We start from the raw sequence: 17,389 nt of genomic DNA, 5'->3' as shown, positions 1-17,389 counted from the left end.
CCGGAACGACGAGCGGGACGGCGTCCACGACCACAGCGGCCCGGCCGTTCTTCAGGAGCCTCCAGCGCCCTCGGAGACAGCCGTCGAGGGGCTCAACCCGCAGCAGAGGGAGGCCGTCCTCCACGGCGGCTCTCCGCTGCTGATCGTCGCCGGTGCTTAAGCTCGGGCAAGACGGCGGTGCTCACCCGGCGGATCGCCCACCTGATCCGCACCGGAGCGGCCCGGCCGCACGAGATCCTGGCGATCACCTTCACCAACAAGGCCGCCCGGGAGATGAAGGAGCGCATCGAACGGCTCATCGGGTAGGCCGCCCAGCGCATGTGGATCTCCACGTTCCACTCCTCCTGCGTGCGGATCCTCCGGGCGGAGGCGTCCACCATCGGCCGCAAGTCCACATTCACCATCTACGACGCCTCAGACTCCCTGCGCCTGGTCACCCAGATCGCAAAGGAGCACCAGCTGGACCCCAAGCGGTTCGCACCCCGGGCCCTGCGCAACAGGATCAGCGCGCTGAAGAATGAGCTGGTCGATGCGGAGAGCTTCCGCGCCACGGCTCCCAGCGAGCCGTTCTCCGAGGCGGTCGCCACGGTATTCGGCGAATACTCCGCGCGGCTGCGAGCTGCCAACGCCTACGACTTCGACGACCTCCTCACCGAGACCGTCTACATGCTGGAGGCGTTCCCGCGGTGCGCGACAGCTACCGCCGCAGATTCCGACACGTCCTCGTCGACGAGTACCAGGACACCAACCACGCCCAGTATCGCCTCATCAGGCAGCTCACAGCACCGGACGACGAGGTGGAGACCAGTCCTGCCGAGCTGACGGTGGTCGGCGACTCCGACCAGTCGATCTACGCCTTCCGCGGCGCAGACATCCGCAACATCACCGAGTTTGAGCGGGACTACCCGCAGGCGCGGGTCATCAAGCTGGAGCAGAACTACCGCTCCACCCAGAACATCCTCGACGCCGCCAACGCGGTCATCTCCCCAGAACACCGCCCGTCAGGAGAAGAGCCTCTGGACGGAGTCCGGCGCTGGGCCGGACGTGACCCTCCACGTGGCACACTCGGAGTCGGACGAGGCAGCGTGGATCGCTCGGACCATCGACCGTCTCGGAGACGATGAGGGCGTGAAGCCCTCGGATGTGGCGGTGTTCTACCGGACCAACGCCCAGTCCAGGTCCCTGGAGGAGCGCCTGATCCACCGCGGCATCCCCTACCGCGTCATCGGCGGCACACGGTTCTACGACCGCAAAGAGATCAAGGATGCTCTGGCTTACCTGCACGTGGTGAACAACCCCGATGACGACGTGAATCTTCGGCGGGTGCTCAACGAGCCGAAGCGGGGCATCGGTGAGAAGGCGGAGAGTGCGGTGGCCCAGCTGGCAGGCCGGGACCGGATCACGTTCCTCGAAGCGCTGCGCCGGGCGGACGAGACCGCAGCCTCCACCCGCGCGGTGAAGCAGATCGCCTCCTTCGTGCGCATGATCGACGATGTCACCAGCCTCGCAGCGGACGAGAACCCCTCCGTGGTGCTGGAGGCGGTGCTGGAGCAGTCCGGCATGATGGCGGCGCTGCGAGAGTCGAAGGACCTTCAGGACGAGTCCCGCGCGGACAACCTCGGCGAGCTGGTCGCGGTGATGAAGGAGTACGAGGTAGGCACGGAGGGCGCCTCCCTGGAGGGCTTCCTGGAGCAGGTCAGCCTCATCGCTGACGCAGACGCGATACCCAACGCCCCCGATGACGAGTCGGCCCGGCTGGCGGCCGAGCAGGGCAGGTCACTCTGATGACGCTGCACACCGCCAAGGGGCTGGAGTTCCCTGTCGTCTTCCTCACCGGCATGGAGCACGGTGTCTTCCCCCACCAGCGCGCCATGGGCGACACAGACCAGCTCTCCGAGGAGCGTCGTCTGGCCTACGTGGGCCTCACACGAGCTGAGCACCGTCTCTTCCTGACGCGCGCTGAGTCGAGAAGCCTCTGGGGCCAGGTCTCCTACAACCCGCCCAGCCAGTTCCTCGCGGAGATCCCGGAGCACCTCCTCCACCTGAGCCCGGACTCCGTCACCAGCCGCACCCCGGGCTCCCGCGGCTCGGCACTGTCGGGCTTCGGCTCAGGCTCAAGTCTCGGCAGGACAGGCTGGGGCGGCGACGAGGCCCTGACCAGGGGTCGTATGGGGAGCGCCCGCTTCGGCGCCGCCGAAGAACGTGAACCCCGACCGGGAGATTCCCTCGCTCAGCCCCGGGGACCAGGTGAAGCACGGCAAGTTCGGCATCGGCGAGGTCCTGTCCGTGGAGGGCTCAGGGGACAAGACAGTGGCGAAGGTCGCGTTCAGCGGTGCCGAGAAGCGTCTTCTCCTGCGATATGCTCCCTGGAGAAACTCGGCTGAGCCGACGCCGTCCTGCGGTGCGGCCCAGCGAGCATCTCATCACTCGCTTTGTCGTCAACGCAGAAGGACACACCTGTGGACCTTTACGAGTACCAGGCGCGCGATCTGTTCGAGGCGCACGGTGTCCCCGTGCTCGCGGCATCGTCGCCACCACGCCCGAAGAAGCAAAGAACGCCGCTGAGAAGATCGGCGGAACAGTGGTCATCAAGGCCCAGGTGAAGGTCGGCGGCCGCGGCAAGGTAAGCGGCGTGAAGCTGGCCAAGACGCCGCAGGAGGCCTACGAGCACGCCGAGGCCATCCTCGGCATGGACATCAAAGGCCACACGGTGCACCGGGTCATGATCGCCCAGGGCGCCGAGATCGTCGAAGAGTACTACTTCTCCATCCTCCTGGACCGCGCAGAGCGCCAGTACCTCGCCATGAGCTCCAAGGAGGGCGGCGTGGAGATCGAGCAGCTCGCCGTGGAGTCCCCGGAGAAGCTGGCAAGGGTCAACTTCGACCCCAACGTGGGCATCACCGGCTCCATGGGCGGCTACATCGCCGCCAAGGCAGGATTCGACGCAGCCGACGCCCCTGCCCTGTCCAAGGTCTTCAAGCAGCTCTGGAGAGTCTTCAAGGAAGAGGACGCCTCGCTGGTGGAGGTCAACCCGCTGGTGAGGACTGCCGACGGCAGCATCATCGCGCTGGACGGCAAGATCACCCTCGACGAGAACGCCGCCTTCCGCCAGCCCGCGCACGCTGACCTGATCGACGAGTCCGCTGTGGACCCGCTCGAGGCCAAGGCAGCCGAGCACGAGCTGAACTACGTGAAGCTCGACGGTCAGGTCGGCATCATCGGCAACGGCGCCGGTCTCGTGATGTCCACTCTCGACGTGGTCGCGTACGCCGGGGAGGCTCACGGCGGGGTCAAGCCCGCCAACTTCCTCGACATCGGAGGCGGTGCCTCCGCGGAGATCATGGCGCACGGCCTCGACGTGATCCTGTCGGACGATCAGGTGAAGTCGGTGTTTGTGAACGTCTTCGGCGGCATCACCAGCTGCGACGCCGTCGCCAACGGCATCGTCAAGGCTCTGGACATTCTGGGCGACACCGCCAGCAAGCCGCTGGTCGTGCGCCTGGACGGCAACAACGTGGAGGCAGGCCGGAAGATCCTGGCCGACGCCAACCACCCGCTGGTCACCACGGCCGACACCATGGACGCAGGGGCCGACCAGGCCGCCGAGCTGGCGAACAAGTAAAGGGACGGAGACACATATGTCGATCTACCTCAACAAAGACTCCAAAGTCATCGTCCAGGGCATCACCGGCGGCGAGGGCACCAAGCACACCGCCCTGATGCTCAGGGTAAGCACCAACATCGTGGGCGGAGTCAACGCCCGCAAAGTAAACTCGCACGTCACCCACATCCACAAGGACGGCTACGAGACAGAGCTGCCCGTCTTCGGCTCCGTCTCCGAAGCGATGGAGAAGACCGGCGCCGACGTGTCCGTGGCCTTCGTCCCTCCGAAGTTCGCCAAGGATGCTGCGATCGAGGCCATCGAGGCAGGCATCGGCCTGCTCGTGGTGATCACCGAGGGCATCCCGGTGCAGGACACAGCCGAGTTCTACAACCTGGCTGCGACCACCACTGACGACGACGGAAACCCGATCACCCGCGTCATCGGCCCGAACTGCCCCGGCATCATCACCCCGGTGAGGCGCTGGTAAGCATCACCCCGGCGAACATCACGGAGTCCGGCCCCATCGGACTGGTGTCCAAGTCCGGCACTCTGACTTACCAGATGATGTACGAACTCCGAGACATCGGGTTCTCCACCAGCATCGGAATCGGCGGCGACCCGGTCATAGGCACCACCCACATCGATGCGCTCGAAGCGTTCGAGAACGACCCGGACACCAAGGCGATCGTGATGATCGGCGAGATCGGCGGAGACGCCGAAGAGCGCGCCGCGGAGTACATCAAGGCCCACGTCACCAAGCCGGTCGTCGGCTACGTCGCAGGCTTCACCGCTCCCGAGGGCAAGACCATGGGCCACGCCAACGCCATCGTCTCCGGCTCCTCGGGCACGGCCGAGGCCAAGAAGGAAGCACTCGAAGCGGCAGGCGTGAAGGTCGGCAAGACGCCCTCCGAGACCGCCGAGCTGCTGCGGGAGATCTTCAAGGGCTGACGCCCCTCAGCTTCTCTGCAGCCTGACGCCCTCGCCCTCCGTTCCGCGCGGAGGGCGAGGGCGTTTCTGCGTCCGCCGCCACAGTGCTGCTCCGCCCGTCGCAGAAACGTGCTGAGGGTCTCGGCAATACGGGGAGCTGGCCCCAGCTTCGGAGGCCCCGCGTCAGTGAGAAGGTAGACGCATGCCTGAGGTCACCACCGGAACGAACAGCGAGCTGACAGGACCGGCGCATGCGCTCACCGCCGAGCAGGCACTGAGCCGCTTCGAGGCGGATCCGAGCGTTGGTCTGACCGGGACGCAGGTCCAGGCCCGCCTCGGCGAGCACGGGCCGAACGCCCTCCCCGCCGCAGAGAGGGACAGTGCGGCGGTTCGCTTCCTGCGTCACCTCAACGACGTGCTCATCTACGTGCTGCTGGGTGCGGCCGCACTGACTGCCGCGCTGCAGCACTGGGTGGATACCGTCGTCATTCTCGCTGTGGTGCTCATCAACGCTGTCGTCGGGTTCCTGCAGGAAGGGCGCTCCGAGCGCGCCCTCGAAGGCATTCGCGACATGCTGTCACCCTCCGCGGCTGCCCGTCGCGAAGACCAGTGGCAGACCGTGGCCGCGGAGGACCTCGTCCCCGGCGACATTGTCCGGCTGCGTGCCGGTGACCGAGTCCCCGCCGATATGCGGCTCATCGAAGCCCACGAGCTCACCGTCGAGGAGTCCGCCCTGACGGGGAGTCGGTCCCCGCTCAGAAGAGCACCGCCGAGGTCAGTCCCGAAGCGCCGCTGGGCGATCGTGTGTGCCTCGCCTACTCCGGGACGATGGTGACGTCCGGGGTAAGCCAGGGCGTCGTCGTCGGCACAGGATCTCAGGCGGAGATCGGCCGGATCAGCACCATGATGAGTGACGTCGAAGCGCTGCAGACTCCGCTGACGCGCCAGATTGCAGCCTTCGGCCGCTGGCTGGCCCTCGCCGTGGTGCTGATGACGCTGGTGCTGGTCCTGGTGGGCACCCTCGCCCATGACACCGATACCGGTGAGCTGCTGCAGGCAGCCGCCAGCTTCGCCGTCGCCGCCATTCCCGAGGGGCTGCCCGCCCTGATCACCATCACCCTCGCCCTGGGGGTGCAGGCGATGGCCCGCCGGAACGCGATCACCCGCAGGCTGCCGGCGGTGCAGACCCTCGGCAGCGTGACAGTGATCTGCTCGGACAAGACAGGCACCCTCACCAAGAACGAGATGACGGTGACCGCCGCCGCCCTGCCGAGCGCCCAGGTCAGCGTCTCCGGCACGGGCTACGCTCCCGAGGGAGGTTCTGGCGGACGGTGCTCCGACAGGCATGGAGCATGAGGAGCTCCGGCGCCTCATCGAAGCGATGAGCATCGCCAACGACACCCAGCTGACGCAGAAGGAGGGCCGCTGGGGAATCAGCGGGGAGCCGACAGAGGGTGCTCTGCAGGCGCTCGCCGGGAAGCTGGGCTTCGACCCGACTGCCGCGAGGCGCACCTCGACGCTGCCGTTCAGCTCGGAGAACAAGCTGATGGCCACTGTCGCCGACATGGACGGGTCAGCCCGCATCCTGGTGAAGGGTGCGCCGGACCGGCTGCTCGACAGGTCCGCGACCCAGCTCCGCGGGACCGAGGAGGAGCCGCTGGACCGCGCGTATTGGGAGGAGCAGATCGAACTGCTCTCCGCTCAGGGCCTGCGCGTCCTGGCCGCCGCTGAGCGTCCGGCCCATCAGGGCGATGCGGGGCTTCTGAGCCTCGACGCGCTGGAGGAGCTGACCTTTCTCGGAGTCGTGGGCATCGTTGATCCGCCCCGAGAGGCTGCGATCGCAGCCATCGAGACCTGCCACGACAGCCGGCATCAGCGTGAAGATGATCACCGGAGACCATGTGGGCACTGCGCGTGCCATCGCTGAACAGATGGGCATCGACGGAGGAGCGGGCGCGATCAGCGGGCCTGAGCTCGAACAGGCCGACGACGAGGAGCTGCGTCGCCTCGCGGCGGGGCACAGCGTATTCGCCCGCACCAGCCCGGAGCACAAGCTCCGGCTCGTGAAGGCTCTGCAGGCCGAGGGTGAGGTGGTGGCGATGACCGGCGACGGCGTCAACGACGCCCCCGCCCTGCGCCGCGCCGATGTGGGCGTCGCCATGGGCGTGAAGGGCACGGAGGTCACCAAGGAGTCGGCCGAGATCGTTTTGGCCGACGACGACTTCACGACCATTGAAGCGGCAGTGGAGGAGGGGCGGCGGATCTATGACAACCTCCGCAAGGCGATCGTCTTCCTCCTGCCGACCAACGGTGCCCAGTCCGCAGTGGTGCTCTTCGCCGTCGCACTCGGATGGACTCTGCCGCTGACCCCGCTGCAGGTCCTGTGGGCCAACATGATCACGGCAGTGACCCTGGCGTTCGCGTTCGCCTTCGAGCCCGCCGAGCCCGGTGTGATGAGGCGCAGGCCGCGGGACCCCGCCAAGGGACTCGTCGAGCTGCGGCACATGGTGCAGATCGCACTGGTGTCGCTGCTGATCGCTGCAGCGACGATCGCTGTGTTCCAGTGGCGGATCGCAGCGGGGACGATCTGGAGTCCGCGCGGACGCTGGCCACCACGGTGCTGGTGGTGTGCCAGGCCTTCTACCTGTTCAACGTCAAGGCCCTGGAGTCCTCAAGCCTTCGGCCCACCGTGCTGGGCAGCAGCTGGGTCGCGTGGGCATGCGTGGCCGGGCTGACAGTCCTGCAGCTGCTGTTCATCTACGCGGCACCGCTGCAGGCCCTGTTCGAGTCCCAGCCGCTGAATCCGGAGCATCTGGCCGTGGTGACCGGCGCGGGGCTCGTGATCTTCCTGCTGACCGAACTGATCAAGCTGGTGCTGCACTGGCGGAGGAACTGATTCTCAGCACCCAACGGTCGGATTCTGAGGGTCCGGCCTCCAGACGGGCGCCGATCGACTGTGCGCGGACGTGCATGCCCTCCAGGCCGACGCTCGAGGAGCCGTAGGGAAGCTCTCCGGCCCGTCGGGCACCGGCGCCGCGTCGTTCTCGATCGTCACTGACCACGCGTCGGCAGCGGCTTCAGCATCCAGCCTGATGCCCGCGATCCCGCCGTCGGGCGCTGCGCCGTGCTTCTGTGCGTTGAGGAGTCCCTCGCCCACAATGGCGAACAGCTGTGTGCGCACCCATTGGGCCACTCGTGACCAGTCTCCGCGCACGTCCGCCTCGAAGACGCCTCGTTCGGGCCGTAGTCCGCTGCGGAGCGTCTCAAGGTCCTCAGGGAATGTTCTGCCGTCGACGGCAGGGAAGGACGCCCTGTCCCTTCAGGAGGATGACCATCTCGCGCAGGTCGTCCAGCGCTGAGCGTGCAGTGTCTCCCAGCACCTGCACCGCCTCCGGTGCGGCCGCGTGGGGGTGGAGGCTCATGGCATCAGCCCGCATGGCCAGAATGGTCAGATCACGGCCGATATTGTCGTGGAGCTCCTGGGCAAAGCGGCGCCGCTCCTGCTGCAGTGCGTGCGCCCTGGCCTGCTCCGCGTGGAGTCTCTGCGTGCGCTCCTCCCGCGCACGGTCTGCGACTCGTCTGATGCCTCGGCCGATCGCGTAGGCGATCAGCACCAGCAGGCTGAGGAATGCAGCGGCGTAAGCTGCGGTCTCCCAGTCGCCGAACTGTGCTCCCACAGCGCCCGTCCAGAGCACCGAGGTGACGACGTAGAGCCGTCGAGGCCGGACAGGTGCGTACATCGCCACGACCGCGCTCATCAGCACGAGGAAAACGGCCTGGTAGAGGGGATGTAGCCCACGACGAGGATAGCCGCCAATGCCGCCTGGGCAGCTGTCGCCCCTGGGATGACGCCTACCCATAGGAGGCAGAGGCAGAGCGTCCACAGCAGCAGCGACACGAGGGCGCCGACCGAGACAGGGCCAGTGCTGAAAACTCCGAAGAGGCTCAGGTCTAGGAGAATCCAGGCAGCTGATATGCCGGTCAGCGCACTCAGGACCTTCCGGTCAGGCTTCTCAGCACGCCACTCCGCAGCTGCTTCGAACCCCATTTGGATCTCAGTCAATCACAGGCCGAATGGTTCGGGAAGAGCTCGCACCACTGCTCCCCGAGCCAGGAGTCACGCTGAACATCGGCCCCCGCCGTGTGCAGCAGCACGCAGGCCGCGATGACGACCGCGGCGTGCAGGATCCGGTTCATCTGAGCAGACTATTTCTTGTGTCCGGCTTCGAAGAGTCCCCTGTGGTGGACAGTTCTCGCCGCCTCTCGTGATGTTGCTGGTCTTCGATCTAGGCTTCTGCAGAGGAGGTTCCGATGATTCGAGTATTTCTTGTCGAGGATCAGCCCATGATGCAGGAGGCCCTGCGTCTCTACCTGGACTCCACTGATGACCTGGTGCTCGCAGGGGAGGCCGCCGACGGTGTGGACGCTGTTGAGATGGTGCGCGAGTCGGCCCCGGACGTGGTCGTGATGGACGTAGACCTTCCCGGGCAGAACGGTGTGGCTGCCACACGGGAGATCCTGGAGGAGAGCCCGGACATCAGGGTGCTCGTGGTGACGACGTTCACCACCGATCATCATGTGGTGCGCGCCCTGCGTGCTGGTGCCCGTGGGTATGTGACGAAGGATGCACACGCCAGCACAGTGCTGGACGCGATCCGTTCAGTGGCCGCGGGGAGCACCCGTTCACCGCGCCCAGCGCCCGTGCGGCCCAGAAGACTCATGACACGGCTCCTACAGATATCGCCGAGGCGGTTGCCCATCAGGCTGGTATGCCCCACGTTCCGCCTGGAGAGCTGAAGGTGCTGAGGGCATCGCGCGGGGGTGGACGAACACAGAGATCGCTCGGGAGCTGCACTTCAGCCGGGAGACGGTGAAGACGTACAGCAAGCGCCTGAACGAGCGCTTCGGCACACATGATCGGACGCAGCTGCTGGTGCGTGCCGCAGAGCTGGGCTTCGTCGAGCCGCGCCTGGGATAGGGCTTCACAGTCAACCCCTGGGATCTGCAAGAGGAGGGAGCTGTGGTCAGCCGACGGTGACGCCGAGGGCGGAGCCCAACGCGTAGGTCACCGCGGCGGCACCCAGGCCGATCGCCAGCTGGCGCAGCCCGCGGGTGAGGGTTCGTGCCGGAGAGCAGCCCCACGACGCCGCCGGTGCACAGCAGCGCCAGGCCCACCAGGCCGGTGGAGAGCCCCACGGCGAGCAAGCCCTCGGCGCCGAAGAGATAGGGCAGCACCGGGATGATCGCTCCGAGCCCGAAGAAGCAGAAGCTTGACCCGGCGGCGGTCCACGCAGAACCTACGGCGCGGTGCTCGTCATGAAGCTCGTCCGGGTCGTGCGACAGTTCGGGGCGGCAGTTGCAGTCGAAGACGTTGAGCCGTTCCAGGGCCCGGTGCTCAGCGTCGGCTTCGCTCAGGCCCCGTGCCCTGTAGACCAGGATCAGCTCGTTGTGATCAAGATCGAGGTCAGGCGCGGCACGAAGGGTCGCCTGGGTGGGCCGTGTGGCATCCAGAAGCTCCCGCTGACTGCGCACTGAGATGAACTCCCCGGCGGCCATGGAGAGCGCCCCGGACAGCAGCCCAGCAATGCCGGTCAGCAGCACCACGGTGGGGCCGACTCCGGTGCCGCCCATGCCCATGATGAGTGCGAAGTTTGAGACCAGCCCGTCATTGGCTCCGAATACGGCGGCTCTGAAGCCTCCCGAGAGCTTCTCTCTGCCGCGGGCGGCGAGGGCGCGGATGACCTCCTCGTGCACCTCTTCGTCCGCAGCCATGCGCGGGGTGGCGTCATCGTCGCGGGCGTAGGGAGAGTCGCCTTCGGCGCGCTGAGCCAGGGCGAGCACGAACACGGAGCCGAAGACGCGCGCCATCCACCCCAGCAGAACGCGGTGTGCGCTGGGGCGCGGGAGGTTGTACGAGTGTGGGCCGAGCAGCTGCCTCCAGTGCTCCTGGTGGCGCTTCTCGGCTTCGGAGAGCCCAAGCAGGATCTGCTTCTCCTCACCGGTGCGCTTCTGCGCGAGCTTCCAGTAGAGCTTCGCCTCGGCCTCCTCATCGGCCAGGTATCTGCGCCACCGGCGGACCTGCTTCGGGGTGGGTTCGCCCTCCGGCCGTACCGTCTCAGGTGTATCGCTCACGGCACTATGGTGCGCACACTTCACGGCCGGGCGGCGGCTCGACTCGCTGCATGACGAAGCTTCAGCACCCCTAAGCCGTCGACGCACCTCAAGCCTGCTCACATGTACCCCTGTGGTGGACAATCGGCGCCGAGACGGGGATGGGCTCAGCCTCTGCGTCACGTACGGATAGATTCGTACTGTGAGGTGCTTCGGTTGATCAAGGATCAGGACAGCCGCTTCATCTTCTGGCTCGTCGGTCTCGTCCTGACGACCGCCTGCCTCATGCTTCTGGTGGTCACTATGTTCCACTCCTACAGCCTGCGCTGGCTGCTGCTTGCCTTCCTGGCGGGCGCGGTCTAGGTCCTCTGCACGTGGGGCATGTGGCGCAGCAGACCTTCCCTCAGGAGTGGGGCCAGGCCTGAACTCCCGCGAACAGTGTCCGCTGCTGAGCGTCTGCCTCAGCTGAAACGCGCAGCTATTGGTTCAGCACGAACCGTTCGACCGGGGCGAGGGCGCTGGGGAGTCCACGCCGGGGCCCAGCCCGACGTATCCCGGAGCCAGGTGGGCGTGGGGGGACGAGGTGCCGTCGAAGGTTCGCTCGCCGCGGGTGCCGTAGGGCAGGAACGTGCCCCGGCACGGGTGAGGATGAGTTGGGCGGGTGCGATGTCCCACGGGCTGGTGCGGCAGTTGATGACCACATCGGCCCAGCCCGCCGCGGCGTAGCAGAGCTCCAGGGCCCCGGAGACGATGCGGCGCACCGTGGCGTAGGTGCCCACCAGATGCCCGAACACCTCCAGCGCCTCGGTCCCGTACTCGGCAACGATCCGTGGGCCGGGAAGTTGGTGAGCAGGTTCAGGTGAGGTTCGGCGGTGCCGGTCTTCGGAGCTGATGCCAGCACCGTTTCGGACGCGTCCCGGGTGGACAGGTATGCGGCGTCATCGTCGGCGGAGAAGGTGAGCTCATTGATGGGGTCATGGACCACCCCGGCGACCACGACGTCGTCGATCGCGGCCCCGATGCTGACGCTGAAGTGGTCGAAGCCGTGGGCGAAGTTGGACGTGCCGTCGATGGGGTCGATGATCCACTCCAGTAAGCCCTCGCCGTGCGAACCGCCTTCCTCACCGGTGAACCGCGAGTCCGGCACCGCCTCGGAGAGCAGCCGGATCAGGGCCTCCTCCGTCTGCTGATCGTGGATGGTGACGAGATCACTGTTGGACGTCTTCATCTGGACCTCCATGGAGGCCCGGAAGGCCTCCCGGAGCGGCTGTCCCACCGCGTGCGCGGCGGAGACGGCAATGGTCCTCAGGGACGCGGAGGAGGGTATGGAGTTCACCCGCCACAGGCTACCGCCCTCGCATTGCCTGACCCCGCGTTTCTGTTCATGGAGAGTTCATCATCATTCAACCTGGGAGCCTCCTGGGGTCACCCACGGCGTCGTAGCCTGGGAGCGATGAAAGTTGCGGTTGTTGCCGAAAGCTTCCTCCCTCACATGAACGGGGTCACCAACTCCGTTCTGCAGGTGCTTGCTCACCTGCGTCGCCGCGGCGACGACGTCACCGTGATCGCCCCGGCGGACTCGGCCTTCGACGCCCACCCGCTCACCGATCAGATCAGCAGCTCCGCAGAGCGCTGCCACGGGTATCCGGTGATCCGAGTGCCCTCGCTGCCCCTTCCGGACTACCCCAAAGTGCGGGTCGCGGCCGGTTCGGTGCTGCGCATCCGCAACCTTCTGGAGGAGCTCCGCCCGGACGTCGTGCACATCGCCTCACCGTTCGTGCTGGGATGGCGGGCCATACAGGCCGCTGAGGCGCTGGGCCTGCCGGCGGTGTCGATCTATCAGACAGAGGTGCCTGCCTACGCCGCGCGCTACAGAGTGCCATGGGCCGAGGAGCTGCTGTGGCAGCACGTCGAGAGGATGCACCAGGCCTGCACCTACACACTGGTGCCCTCCACCTTCGCGAAGCAGCAGCTGCGCGAGCGGGGCGTCAAACGGCTCCGCACGTGGCGTCGCGGAGTGGACACCGACCTGTTCAGCCCCGCCCGGCGCTCTGCCGAGCTCAGAGCGCGCATCGCTCCGAACGGCGAGCTCCTGATCGGATTCGTGGGTCGCCTGGCAGCGGAGAAGCAGGTCGAGGACCTTGCGGTGCTCGACGGCATCCCCGGCACCCGTCTGGTCATCATCGGCTCCGGCCCGATGGAGAGCTCACTGGCGAAGAGGCTCCCACGAGCGCACTTTGCTAGCTTCCAGTCCGGAGCGGACCTCGGTGCTCACGTCGCCAGCCTCGACATCTTCGTCCACCCCGGTGAGGCGGAGACGTTCTGCCAGACCATCCAGGAGGCCCAGGCCGCAGCGCTGCCGGTGGTGGCGGTGGGCCGGGGCGGCCCGCTCGACCTGGTGGATGAGGGCCGCACTGGATGGCTCTACGGCCCCGGGGATCTCCACGGCATGCGCCGCAGGGTGGAGCACCTGGTCAGCGACCACGCGGCGCGCAGGCACTTCGCGGATGCCGCGCACACAGAGGTGCAGGGCCGCACCTGGGAGGCCATCTGCAACGAGCTCGTGGGGCACTACGCCCGCGCCGTCGAGGTCAACCGCAGAATTCGCACGATGCGCGCCAAGACATACCTGCGGGCGCAGAGCCGCCTGTTCACGAACCTGCTTCCCGGATGATGCGGCGCGCTGCGCTCGCTGCGGCTGCCCTGCCTAGCGGAGCAGCCCCAGCTCCGTGAGCTGCTCGCTGATGGCCTTGCCGTCCGGGCCGTAGATCCATGGGATCCGGTTCTCGCCCACGTGCTGGTAGCCGTGCGTATCCTCGCCGGGCTCGCCGGCATGCAGCAGCTCCTGGCCCTCAGGCGCCTCGGCGCGGCCGTAAACCAGCACCGCCTCGGTGTAGGTGAGCTCCCGAATGATGACTGCCTGAACGTTCTGGGGTGCGCCCGGGCGAAATCGGCGTAGATCGCCGGGTCGTGCTGCCCGTCGTCGCCTATGAGCACCCATCGCACGTGCGGGAACTCCTCGGCGAGCCGCTCGAGCTGCTCCACCTTGTGCAGGCGTCGGACCGGAACCAGCGCTCCTCCGTCGGTCCCCAGTCGGTCAGCAGCAGGGGCCCATACGGGTACAGGTTGGCGCTGAGGAAGCGGGTCAGGGTCTGCGCGACGTTCCAGGCGCCCGTCGAGAGGTACAGCACCGGGGAGCCGGGCATGGATGACCTCAGCCTCTCCATCGTCACCGCCATGCCGGGTGTGGGGGTGCGGGCATGCTCGTCGAGCACGAAGGAGTTCCATGCGGCGAGGAAGGGCCGCGGAAGCTTGGTCACCACGACGGTGTCGTCGATGTCGCAGATGATGCCGGCGGCGGTGTCCTCACCGATGATCCGAACCCCGGCGCTGGTGGGCTGCTCCCCGGGCGCCTGGAGGGTGATGCGGGTCCACCCCGACTCCAGCGGCTCACCCCTCAGCTCGACCACCTCGTCGACGATGCCGCCGCGGTCCGCTGCGATGTCGTACTCCCGGCCCGCGATGGTCACCTTGAGCTGAGCGAAGGGAACCGGCGCAGAGACGAAGTTCCGCCAGCCGCGCACCCCGTCGGCGATGACCTTGGCGACCCGCCGACCATTCTCGAAGTCCTGGTCGGGGGCCATGACTACCCGTGAGAGGACTCGGACCCAGCGGGGGACCCGTACCCGGCGAGCGAGAGGACTGTCACCTGCTGGCCGCGACGACGGGCCAGTCCCAGCCGCAGCTGATGCCAGCGGTCCTCGATCTTCATCGCCTTGTTGCGGCCTGCGTCGGTGTAGTGGCGGCGCAGCGCGGCAAGATCCTGGTTCGCCCACGAAGGCGCGCCCGGGTGGTCCTGCGGGCGTCGATCGTCGGAGGACATCATCACCGCTCATCATAATCACCGTCCGGCCTCCCGGGGTTTCACCGCGTGGACTCGGCCGCGCGCTGGCACGATGGGAACGATGTCCGAGGACCCTCAACCCGCACGTGACGACGCCTCCGCCGGCCGCCGTCGGCGCTGGCTGCGCCTGCTTAAGCGGCGCCGCTGTGGCTCTTCGGACTGCTCGAAGGGGTTCAGGTCGTTCTGCTCACAGCTCTCCTGGTGGCGATCCCGGTGGGGCTGCTCACGTTCTTGGCCGAGCCCGCCGCGTGGGATGTCATCGGTGCGGCCCAGCTGGCCGGGCAGCTGTGGCTCATCATGTTCGCAGCCCCTGGATCTGGGAGGCGGCGAGGTGGGCCGTGAGGCCGCGTTCCATGCCGTGCCCCTGGGGCTGACGCTCATTCCGGCGATGCTCTGCTGGCGCTCCGGGCGCCACTGGCGATGGGGCCTATCCCACGCAGCTGTGGCTGGGGCTGCTCATGTTCGTCCTGATCGTCGTGCTCGCCGCGGTGCAGCTGGCCGCCTGGGTGGACACGCCGTTCGGCGCTACCTCACCGGTGTGGGCTGCCGCGGCCGCAGGAGGAATTGCCGTGCTCGCCTCTGCGGGAGGCTGCGTCTGGGAGGCCCGGAGCGTGACGCGCATGTTCGGGATGGACATGGACGAGCGCATCGATCGCTGGTCCGCCCGGATCAAATGGACCGGCTCCTACCTGTGGGCTGTCACTCGAGCGGGTGCCGTCGCCGCGGCGGCCTCTCTCGCGCTCGCCGGGACTCTCTTCGCCGTCGTGGTGCTCGTGCAGTGGATCGACATCGCCAACGCCTACCAGCAGGCCGAGGCGGGGTGGTAAGCGCCGTGGGCCTGACGGTTCTCCAGCTTGCTCTGGTGCCCAACATGGTGATGTGGACGCTCGCCTACACCACCGGTGCCAGCTTCAGCGTAGGGTAAGCACCACTGTGCAGCCCGGAACGGCGGGTGCCTCCGCGGCTGAGCATCTCCGCTGCTGGCAGCAGTGCCGCAGGAGGGCCTGGAGCACGCGTGGCTGGTCCTCGCTCTGCCGGTCATTGCTGGGCTCTGCAGCCGGCATCTGGCTGGCTCGAGAGGGCGAGAACCACTTCGACGACTGGTGCGCCCGCACCATCCGCTTCCGGCCCGTCTCCCTGCTGGTGTCCACTGCGGTGCTGGGCACGCTGACAGGCCTGATGGCGGGTCTGCTGCTCGTGGGTCCGCTGTGGCTCTCGCACCTGTCGCTGGGGGTGGGGCGCTTCGTCGACGTGGGCCCCGATGCGCTGGTCGCAGCCGGGCTCCTGGGGGCCTGGGCTGCTGCGGGATGCGCAGTAAGCTACCTGGTCGCCCCATGCGTACGGCTCTTCACGCGCAGCTCAGCGAGCTGAGTCAGCCTCCGGTCCCCGGAAAGGGTCGGAGAATGGCATTCTCGTACTCCTGCTGGCACTGATTCAGGGCACGGTCAGTGACCGCGCGGTCGGTGCATGCTTCGAACTCGGATGTCGCGTCCCAGAAGAGGGCCTGAGCCCCGCGCTGACGCCGAAGAGTCCGCAGCTGAGCGCGGTGAGCACGCCGGACAGAAGCAGCATGGCGCCCGCTTTGGTGCGCACGGCGCGGATCACCATGAAGGTGCCGACGGCGACCCCGGCCAGTCCTGCAGGCACTGCCAGCAGCTTCAGGGAAGCTGCAGCTGGAAGCCGCCCCAGGTGAGCACGATGGCCAGCAGGCCCCAGCCCAGCCATCTGGCATCGGCGGCCAGACTCTGGGATGGTCGGCTGCGCTTCCCTTCAGGGTCTGAGCGGGAAGACTGGTCATCTTTGCCCGGCCGCTGGCCGGATGGCGGTGTCGCGGTCATCACCGTGATGGTATCCAACGCCGGGGCCGGGGAGTCCTCCTCAGGGATGATGCGTCCGCTGAGGGGAAGCGTAGGCTGAGGGTATGACGACGCCGAATGGTGACAGCGCCCCAGAGAATCCGTCCGGTCAGCGCCCATCAGAGCGCGACCCCGCAGGCCCTGACGAGCCGCAGGGGGAGCAGGAGCGACCACGTCCGCAGTACGGGGCATACGCCCCGCAGGAGGCAGGTCAGCCCGGACCCGCTTACCAGCCGGTGTGGGGGCAGCCCGGCGGAAGCGCCTCCGCCGCTCCCTCTGCGCATGATGGGGGCCAGTACGCCCAGAGTCCCTACGGTCAGAACCCCTACGGCCAGCCTCCCGCCGACGGCGAGCACCACACCGGGTATCAGCCGGTGCCCTACGGCCACGGCTCGCCTTCGCAGGGCGAGCACGGCTACGCACCAGCACCCGTGGACAAGCCCAAACGGCCCGCCTCTCTGCTGGTGGCGCTGCTGGCGATGATCGGCGTAAGCGTCGCGGCCTTGGCCTGGGGCATCTACGGCATGGTGGTCGCGAGCACGGCCAGCATTGAGGAGCTGATGTCTCCGGAGCAGTACGACATGTTCCTCCAGGAGATGGAGCGTCAGGCTGAGGCCAACCCGGAGCTCAACGACATGGCGCCGCAGGAGCTTCTGGAGCTCAGCATGACGATGCTCGGCGGGCTGGCACTGGTGTGGGGCATCTTTGTGCTCTGCATGTACATCCTCTGGGGATTCCTCGGAACGATGGTCAACAACGCCTGCCGCATCATTGCGACCGTCTGGTGCGCACTCAGCGTCTTCATGCTCTTCTTCGGCTTCACCCCGCCGCCTTCGCGCTCGTGGGCGCGGTGGTTGCGCTGTCCGTCCTCGCGATCGTGATGATGTTCCTCCCGAGCTCCAACGCCTTCTTCCGGCAGCGGCGCCAGTGGAAGATCGCTCGGCGCGCCCAGGCGCCCCGCTGACCGCAGAGCTGAGGCGAGCGCGG

Annotated in this window: 20 protein-coding genes and 5 pseudogenes; 17 read left to right on the top strand and 8 right to left on the bottom strand. The window is 67.4% G+C overall.

All coding sequences use genetic code 11. The features are described from left to right. Positions 1–82: 82 nt before the first annotated feature. From K0H76_RS19160 to K0H76_RS19125, 8 genes and pseudogenes are all read left to right on the top strand, one after another. Positions 83–2,367: pseudogene (locus K0H76_RS19160) on the top strand (exodeoxyribonuclease V subunit gamma); the annotation flags it as partial. A 92-nt stretch (positions 2,368–2,459) separates the two neighbouring features. Continuing rightward, positions 2,460–3,622, top strand: a pseudogene (gene sucC / locus K0H76_RS19155) (ADP-forming succinate--CoA ligase subunit beta). Positions 3,623–3,638: 16 nt separating this feature from the next. Next, positions 3,639–4,552: pseudogene (gene sucD / locus K0H76_RS19150) on the top strand (succinate--CoA ligase subunit alpha). A 181-nt stretch (positions 4,553–4,733) separates the two neighbouring features. Further along, on the top strand, positions 4,734–5,366 hold the full coding sequence (locus K0H76_RS19145; RefSeq protein ID WP_258934002.1) for a cation-transporting P-type ATPase: 633 nt from the start codon (positions 4,734–4,736) through the stop codon (positions 5,364–5,366). Then, the gene (locus K0H76_RS19140; RefSeq protein ID WP_258935483.1) at positions 5,324–5,887 is read left to right on the top strand and encodes an HAD-IC family P-type ATPase; all 564 of its coding nucleotides are present in this window, start codon (positions 5,324–5,326) and stop codon (positions 5,885–5,887) included. Before K0H76_RS19145 ends, K0H76_RS19140 begins: the two co-directional genes overlap by 43 nt. Then, positions 5,877–6,458: a hypothetical protein gene (locus K0H76_RS19135; protein ID WP_258934001.1), complete on the top strand. Its 582-nt coding sequence runs from the start codon at positions 5,877–5,879 to the stop codon at positions 6,456–6,458. The genes K0H76_RS19140 and K0H76_RS19135 overlap by 11 nt, the downstream gene beginning before the upstream one ends. Beyond that, on the top strand, positions 6,415–7,266 hold the full coding sequence (locus K0H76_RS19130) for an HAD-IC family P-type ATPase (RefSeq protein ID WP_258934000.1): 852 nt from the start codon (positions 6,415–6,417) through the stop codon (positions 7,264–7,266). The genes K0H76_RS19135 and K0H76_RS19130 overlap by 44 nt, the downstream gene beginning before the upstream one ends. Further along, entirely contained in the window at positions 7,149–7,427 is a 279-nt protein-coding gene (locus tag K0H76_RS19125) for a cation transporting ATPase C-terminal domain-containing protein (protein WP_258933999.1), read from the top strand. The genes K0H76_RS19130 and K0H76_RS19125 overlap by 118 nt, the downstream gene beginning before the upstream one ends. Before the next feature lie 3 nt (positions 7,428–7,430). Here K0H76_RS19125 and K0H76_RS19120 read toward each other — a convergent pair whose 3' ends face one another. Genes K0H76_RS19120 through K0H76_RS19110 form a run of 3 tightly spaced genes read right to left on the bottom strand, consistent with a single transcriptional unit; the run spans position 7,431 to position 8,579 of the window. Then, the gene (locus K0H76_RS19120) at positions 7,431–7,745 is read right to left on the bottom strand and encodes a hypothetical protein (protein ID WP_258933998.1); all 315 of its coding nucleotides are present in this window, start codon (positions 7,743–7,745) and stop codon (positions 7,431–7,433) included. A 58-nt stretch (positions 7,746–7,803) separates the two neighbouring features. Continuing rightward, positions 7,804–8,289: a histidine kinase gene (locus K0H76_RS19115; RefSeq protein WP_258933997.1), complete on the bottom strand. Its 486-nt coding sequence runs from the start codon at positions 8,287–8,289 to the stop codon at positions 7,804–7,806. Further along, on the bottom strand, positions 8,289–8,579 hold the full coding sequence (locus K0H76_RS19110; RefSeq protein ID WP_258933996.1) for a hypothetical protein: 291 nt from the start codon (positions 8,577–8,579) through the stop codon (positions 8,289–8,291). The genes K0H76_RS19115 and K0H76_RS19110 overlap by 1 nt, the downstream gene beginning before the upstream one ends. Positions 8,580–8,674: 95 nt before the next feature. Between K0H76_RS19110 and K0H76_RS19105 the strand changes: the two genes are divergently transcribed. Both K0H76_RS19105 and K0H76_RS19100 read left to right on the top strand, forming a co-directional pair. Next, a complete protein-coding gene (locus K0H76_RS19105; RefSeq protein WP_258933995.1) occupies positions 8,675–8,800 on the top strand; it encodes a hypothetical protein in 126 nt (41 codons plus the stop codon). Between the two features lie 42 nt (positions 8,801–8,842). Beyond that, the gene (locus K0H76_RS19100; RefSeq protein ID WP_258933994.1) at positions 8,843–9,328 is read left to right on the top strand and encodes a response regulator transcription factor; all 486 of its coding nucleotides are present in this window, start codon (positions 8,843–8,845) and stop codon (positions 9,326–9,328) included. Positions 9,329–9,555: 227 nt separating this feature from the next. Here K0H76_RS19100 and K0H76_RS19095 read toward each other — a convergent pair. Beyond that, positions 9,556–10,663, bottom strand: a pseudogene (locus K0H76_RS19095) (VIT1/CCC1 transporter family protein). A gap of 195 nt (positions 10,664–10,858) precedes the next feature. Between K0H76_RS19095 and K0H76_RS19090 the strand changes: the two are divergent. Next, entirely contained in the window at positions 10,859–11,005 is a 147-nt protein-coding gene (locus tag K0H76_RS19090; protein ID WP_258933993.1) for a hypothetical protein, read from the top strand. 115 nt (positions 11,006–11,120) lie between these two features. Here the strand turns inward: K0H76_RS19090 and K0H76_RS19085 are convergent, their stop codons facing one another. Next, positions 11,121–11,978, bottom strand: coding sequence for a hypothetical protein (locus K0H76_RS19085; RefSeq protein WP_258933992.1), 858 nt, complete (start codon positions 11,976–11,978; stop codon positions 11,121–11,123). Between the two features lie 117 nt (positions 11,979–12,095). Here K0H76_RS19085 and K0H76_RS19080 point away from each other — a divergent pair, with 117 nt between their 5' ends. Continuing rightward, the gene (locus K0H76_RS19080) at positions 12,096–13,316 is read left to right on the top strand and encodes a glycosyltransferase family 1 protein (protein WP_258933991.1); all 1,221 of its coding nucleotides are present in this window, start codon (positions 12,096–12,098) and stop codon (positions 13,314–13,316) included. A 33-nt stretch (positions 13,317–13,349) separates the two neighbouring features. On the opposite strand, the pseudogene K0H76_RS19075 reads toward K0H76_RS19080, so the two are convergent. Further along, positions 13,350–14,414 (bottom strand): annotated as a pseudogene (locus tag K0H76_RS19075) (DUF2183 domain-containing protein). 333 nt (positions 14,415–14,747) lie between these two features. Between K0H76_RS19075 and K0H76_RS19070 the strand changes: the two are divergent. The 4 genes from K0H76_RS19070 (at position 14,748) to K0H76_RS19055 (ending at position 15,917) form a co-directional block, all read left to right on the top strand. Further along, on the top strand, positions 14,748–14,888 hold the full coding sequence (locus K0H76_RS19070; protein WP_258933990.1) for a hypothetical protein: 141 nt from the start codon (positions 14,748–14,750) through the stop codon (positions 14,886–14,888). A gap of 116 nt (positions 14,889–15,004) precedes the next feature. After that, positions 15,005–15,373 carry a hypothetical protein gene (locus K0H76_RS19065; RefSeq protein ID WP_258933989.1) on the top strand — a complete coding sequence of 123 codons (369 nt, stop codon included), beginning with the start codon at positions 15,005–15,007 and terminating at the stop codon, positions 15,371–15,373. After that, entirely contained in the window at positions 15,367–15,471 is a 105-nt protein-coding gene (locus tag K0H76_RS19060) for a DUF6350 family protein (RefSeq protein ID WP_258933988.1), read from the top strand. Before K0H76_RS19065 ends, K0H76_RS19060 begins: the two co-directional genes overlap by 7 nt. A gap of 8 nt (positions 15,472–15,479) precedes the next feature. Further along, on the top strand, positions 15,480–15,917 hold the full coding sequence (locus tag K0H76_RS19055; protein ID WP_258933987.1) for a hypothetical protein: 438 nt from the start codon (positions 15,480–15,482) through the stop codon (positions 15,915–15,917). 63 nt (positions 15,918–15,980) lie between these two features. Here the strand turns inward: K0H76_RS19055 and K0H76_RS19050 are convergent, their stop codons facing one another. Both K0H76_RS19050 and K0H76_RS19045 read right to left on the bottom strand, forming a co-directional pair. After that, complete coding sequence (locus tag K0H76_RS19050; RefSeq protein ID WP_258933986.1) at positions 15,981–16,193, bottom strand: hypothetical protein; 213 nt, start codon at positions 16,191–16,193, stop codon at positions 15,981–15,983. Between the two features lie 11 nt (positions 16,194–16,204). Beyond that, positions 16,205–16,387, bottom strand: coding sequence for a hypothetical protein (locus tag K0H76_RS19045; protein ID WP_258933985.1), 183 nt, complete (start codon positions 16,385–16,387; stop codon positions 16,205–16,207). An 80-nt stretch (positions 16,388–16,467) separates the two neighbouring features. Between K0H76_RS19045 and K0H76_RS19040 the strand changes: the two genes are divergently transcribed. Then, on the top strand, positions 16,468–17,283 hold the full coding sequence (locus K0H76_RS19040) for a hypothetical protein (RefSeq protein ID WP_258933984.1): 816 nt from the start codon (positions 16,468–16,470) through the stop codon (positions 17,281–17,283). Positions 17,284–17,389 lie beyond the last annotated feature (106 nt).

The sequence above is a fragment of the Nesterenkonia pannonica genome (genome assembly GCF_019575955.1).
Taxonomy (GTDB): Bacteria; Actinomycetota; Actinomycetes; order Actinomycetales; family Micrococcaceae; genus Nesterenkonia; species Nesterenkonia pannonica.
Note: the sequence above shows the minus strand (reverse complement) of the source record. Positions and strands in the feature narration are given on the sequence as shown.

Bases quoted from the DNA above. Each gene is read 5' to 3' on its own strand.
- K0H76_RS19145 (WP_258934002.1), top strand. From the start codon at position 4,734: ATGCCTGAGGTCACCACCGGAACGAACAGCGAGCTGACAGGACCGGCG.
- K0H76_RS19135 (WP_258934001.1), top strand. From the start codon at position 5,877: ATGGAGCATGAGGAGCTCCGGCGCCTCATCGAAGCGATGAGCATCGCC.
- K0H76_RS19130 (WP_258934000.1), top strand. From the start codon at position 6,415: ATGATCACCGGAGACCATGTGGGCACTGCGCGTGCCATCGCTGAACAG.
- K0H76_RS19115 (WP_258933997.1), bottom strand. From the start codon at position 8,289: ATGAGCGCGGTCGTGGCGATGTACGCACCTGTCCGGCCTCGACGGCTC.
- K0H76_RS19110 (WP_258933996.1), bottom strand. From the start codon at position 8,579: ATGGGGTTCGAAGCAGCTGCGGAGTGGCGTGCTGAGAAGCCTGACCGG.
- K0H76_RS19100 (WP_258933994.1), top strand. From the start codon at position 8,843: ATGATTCGAGTATTTCTTGTCGAGGATCAGCCCATGATGCAGGAGGCC.
- K0H76_RS19080 (WP_258933991.1), top strand. From the start codon at position 12,096: ATGAAAGTTGCGGTTGTTGCCGAAAGCTTCCTCCCTCACATGAACGGG.
- K0H76_RS19065 (WP_258933989.1), top strand. From the start codon at position 15,005: ATGTTCGTCCTGATCGTCGTGCTCGCCGCGGTGCAGCTGGCCGCCTGG.
- K0H76_RS19040 (WP_258933984.1), top strand. From the start codon at position 16,468: ATGACGACGCCGAATGGTGACAGCGCCCCAGAGAATCCGTCCGGTCAG.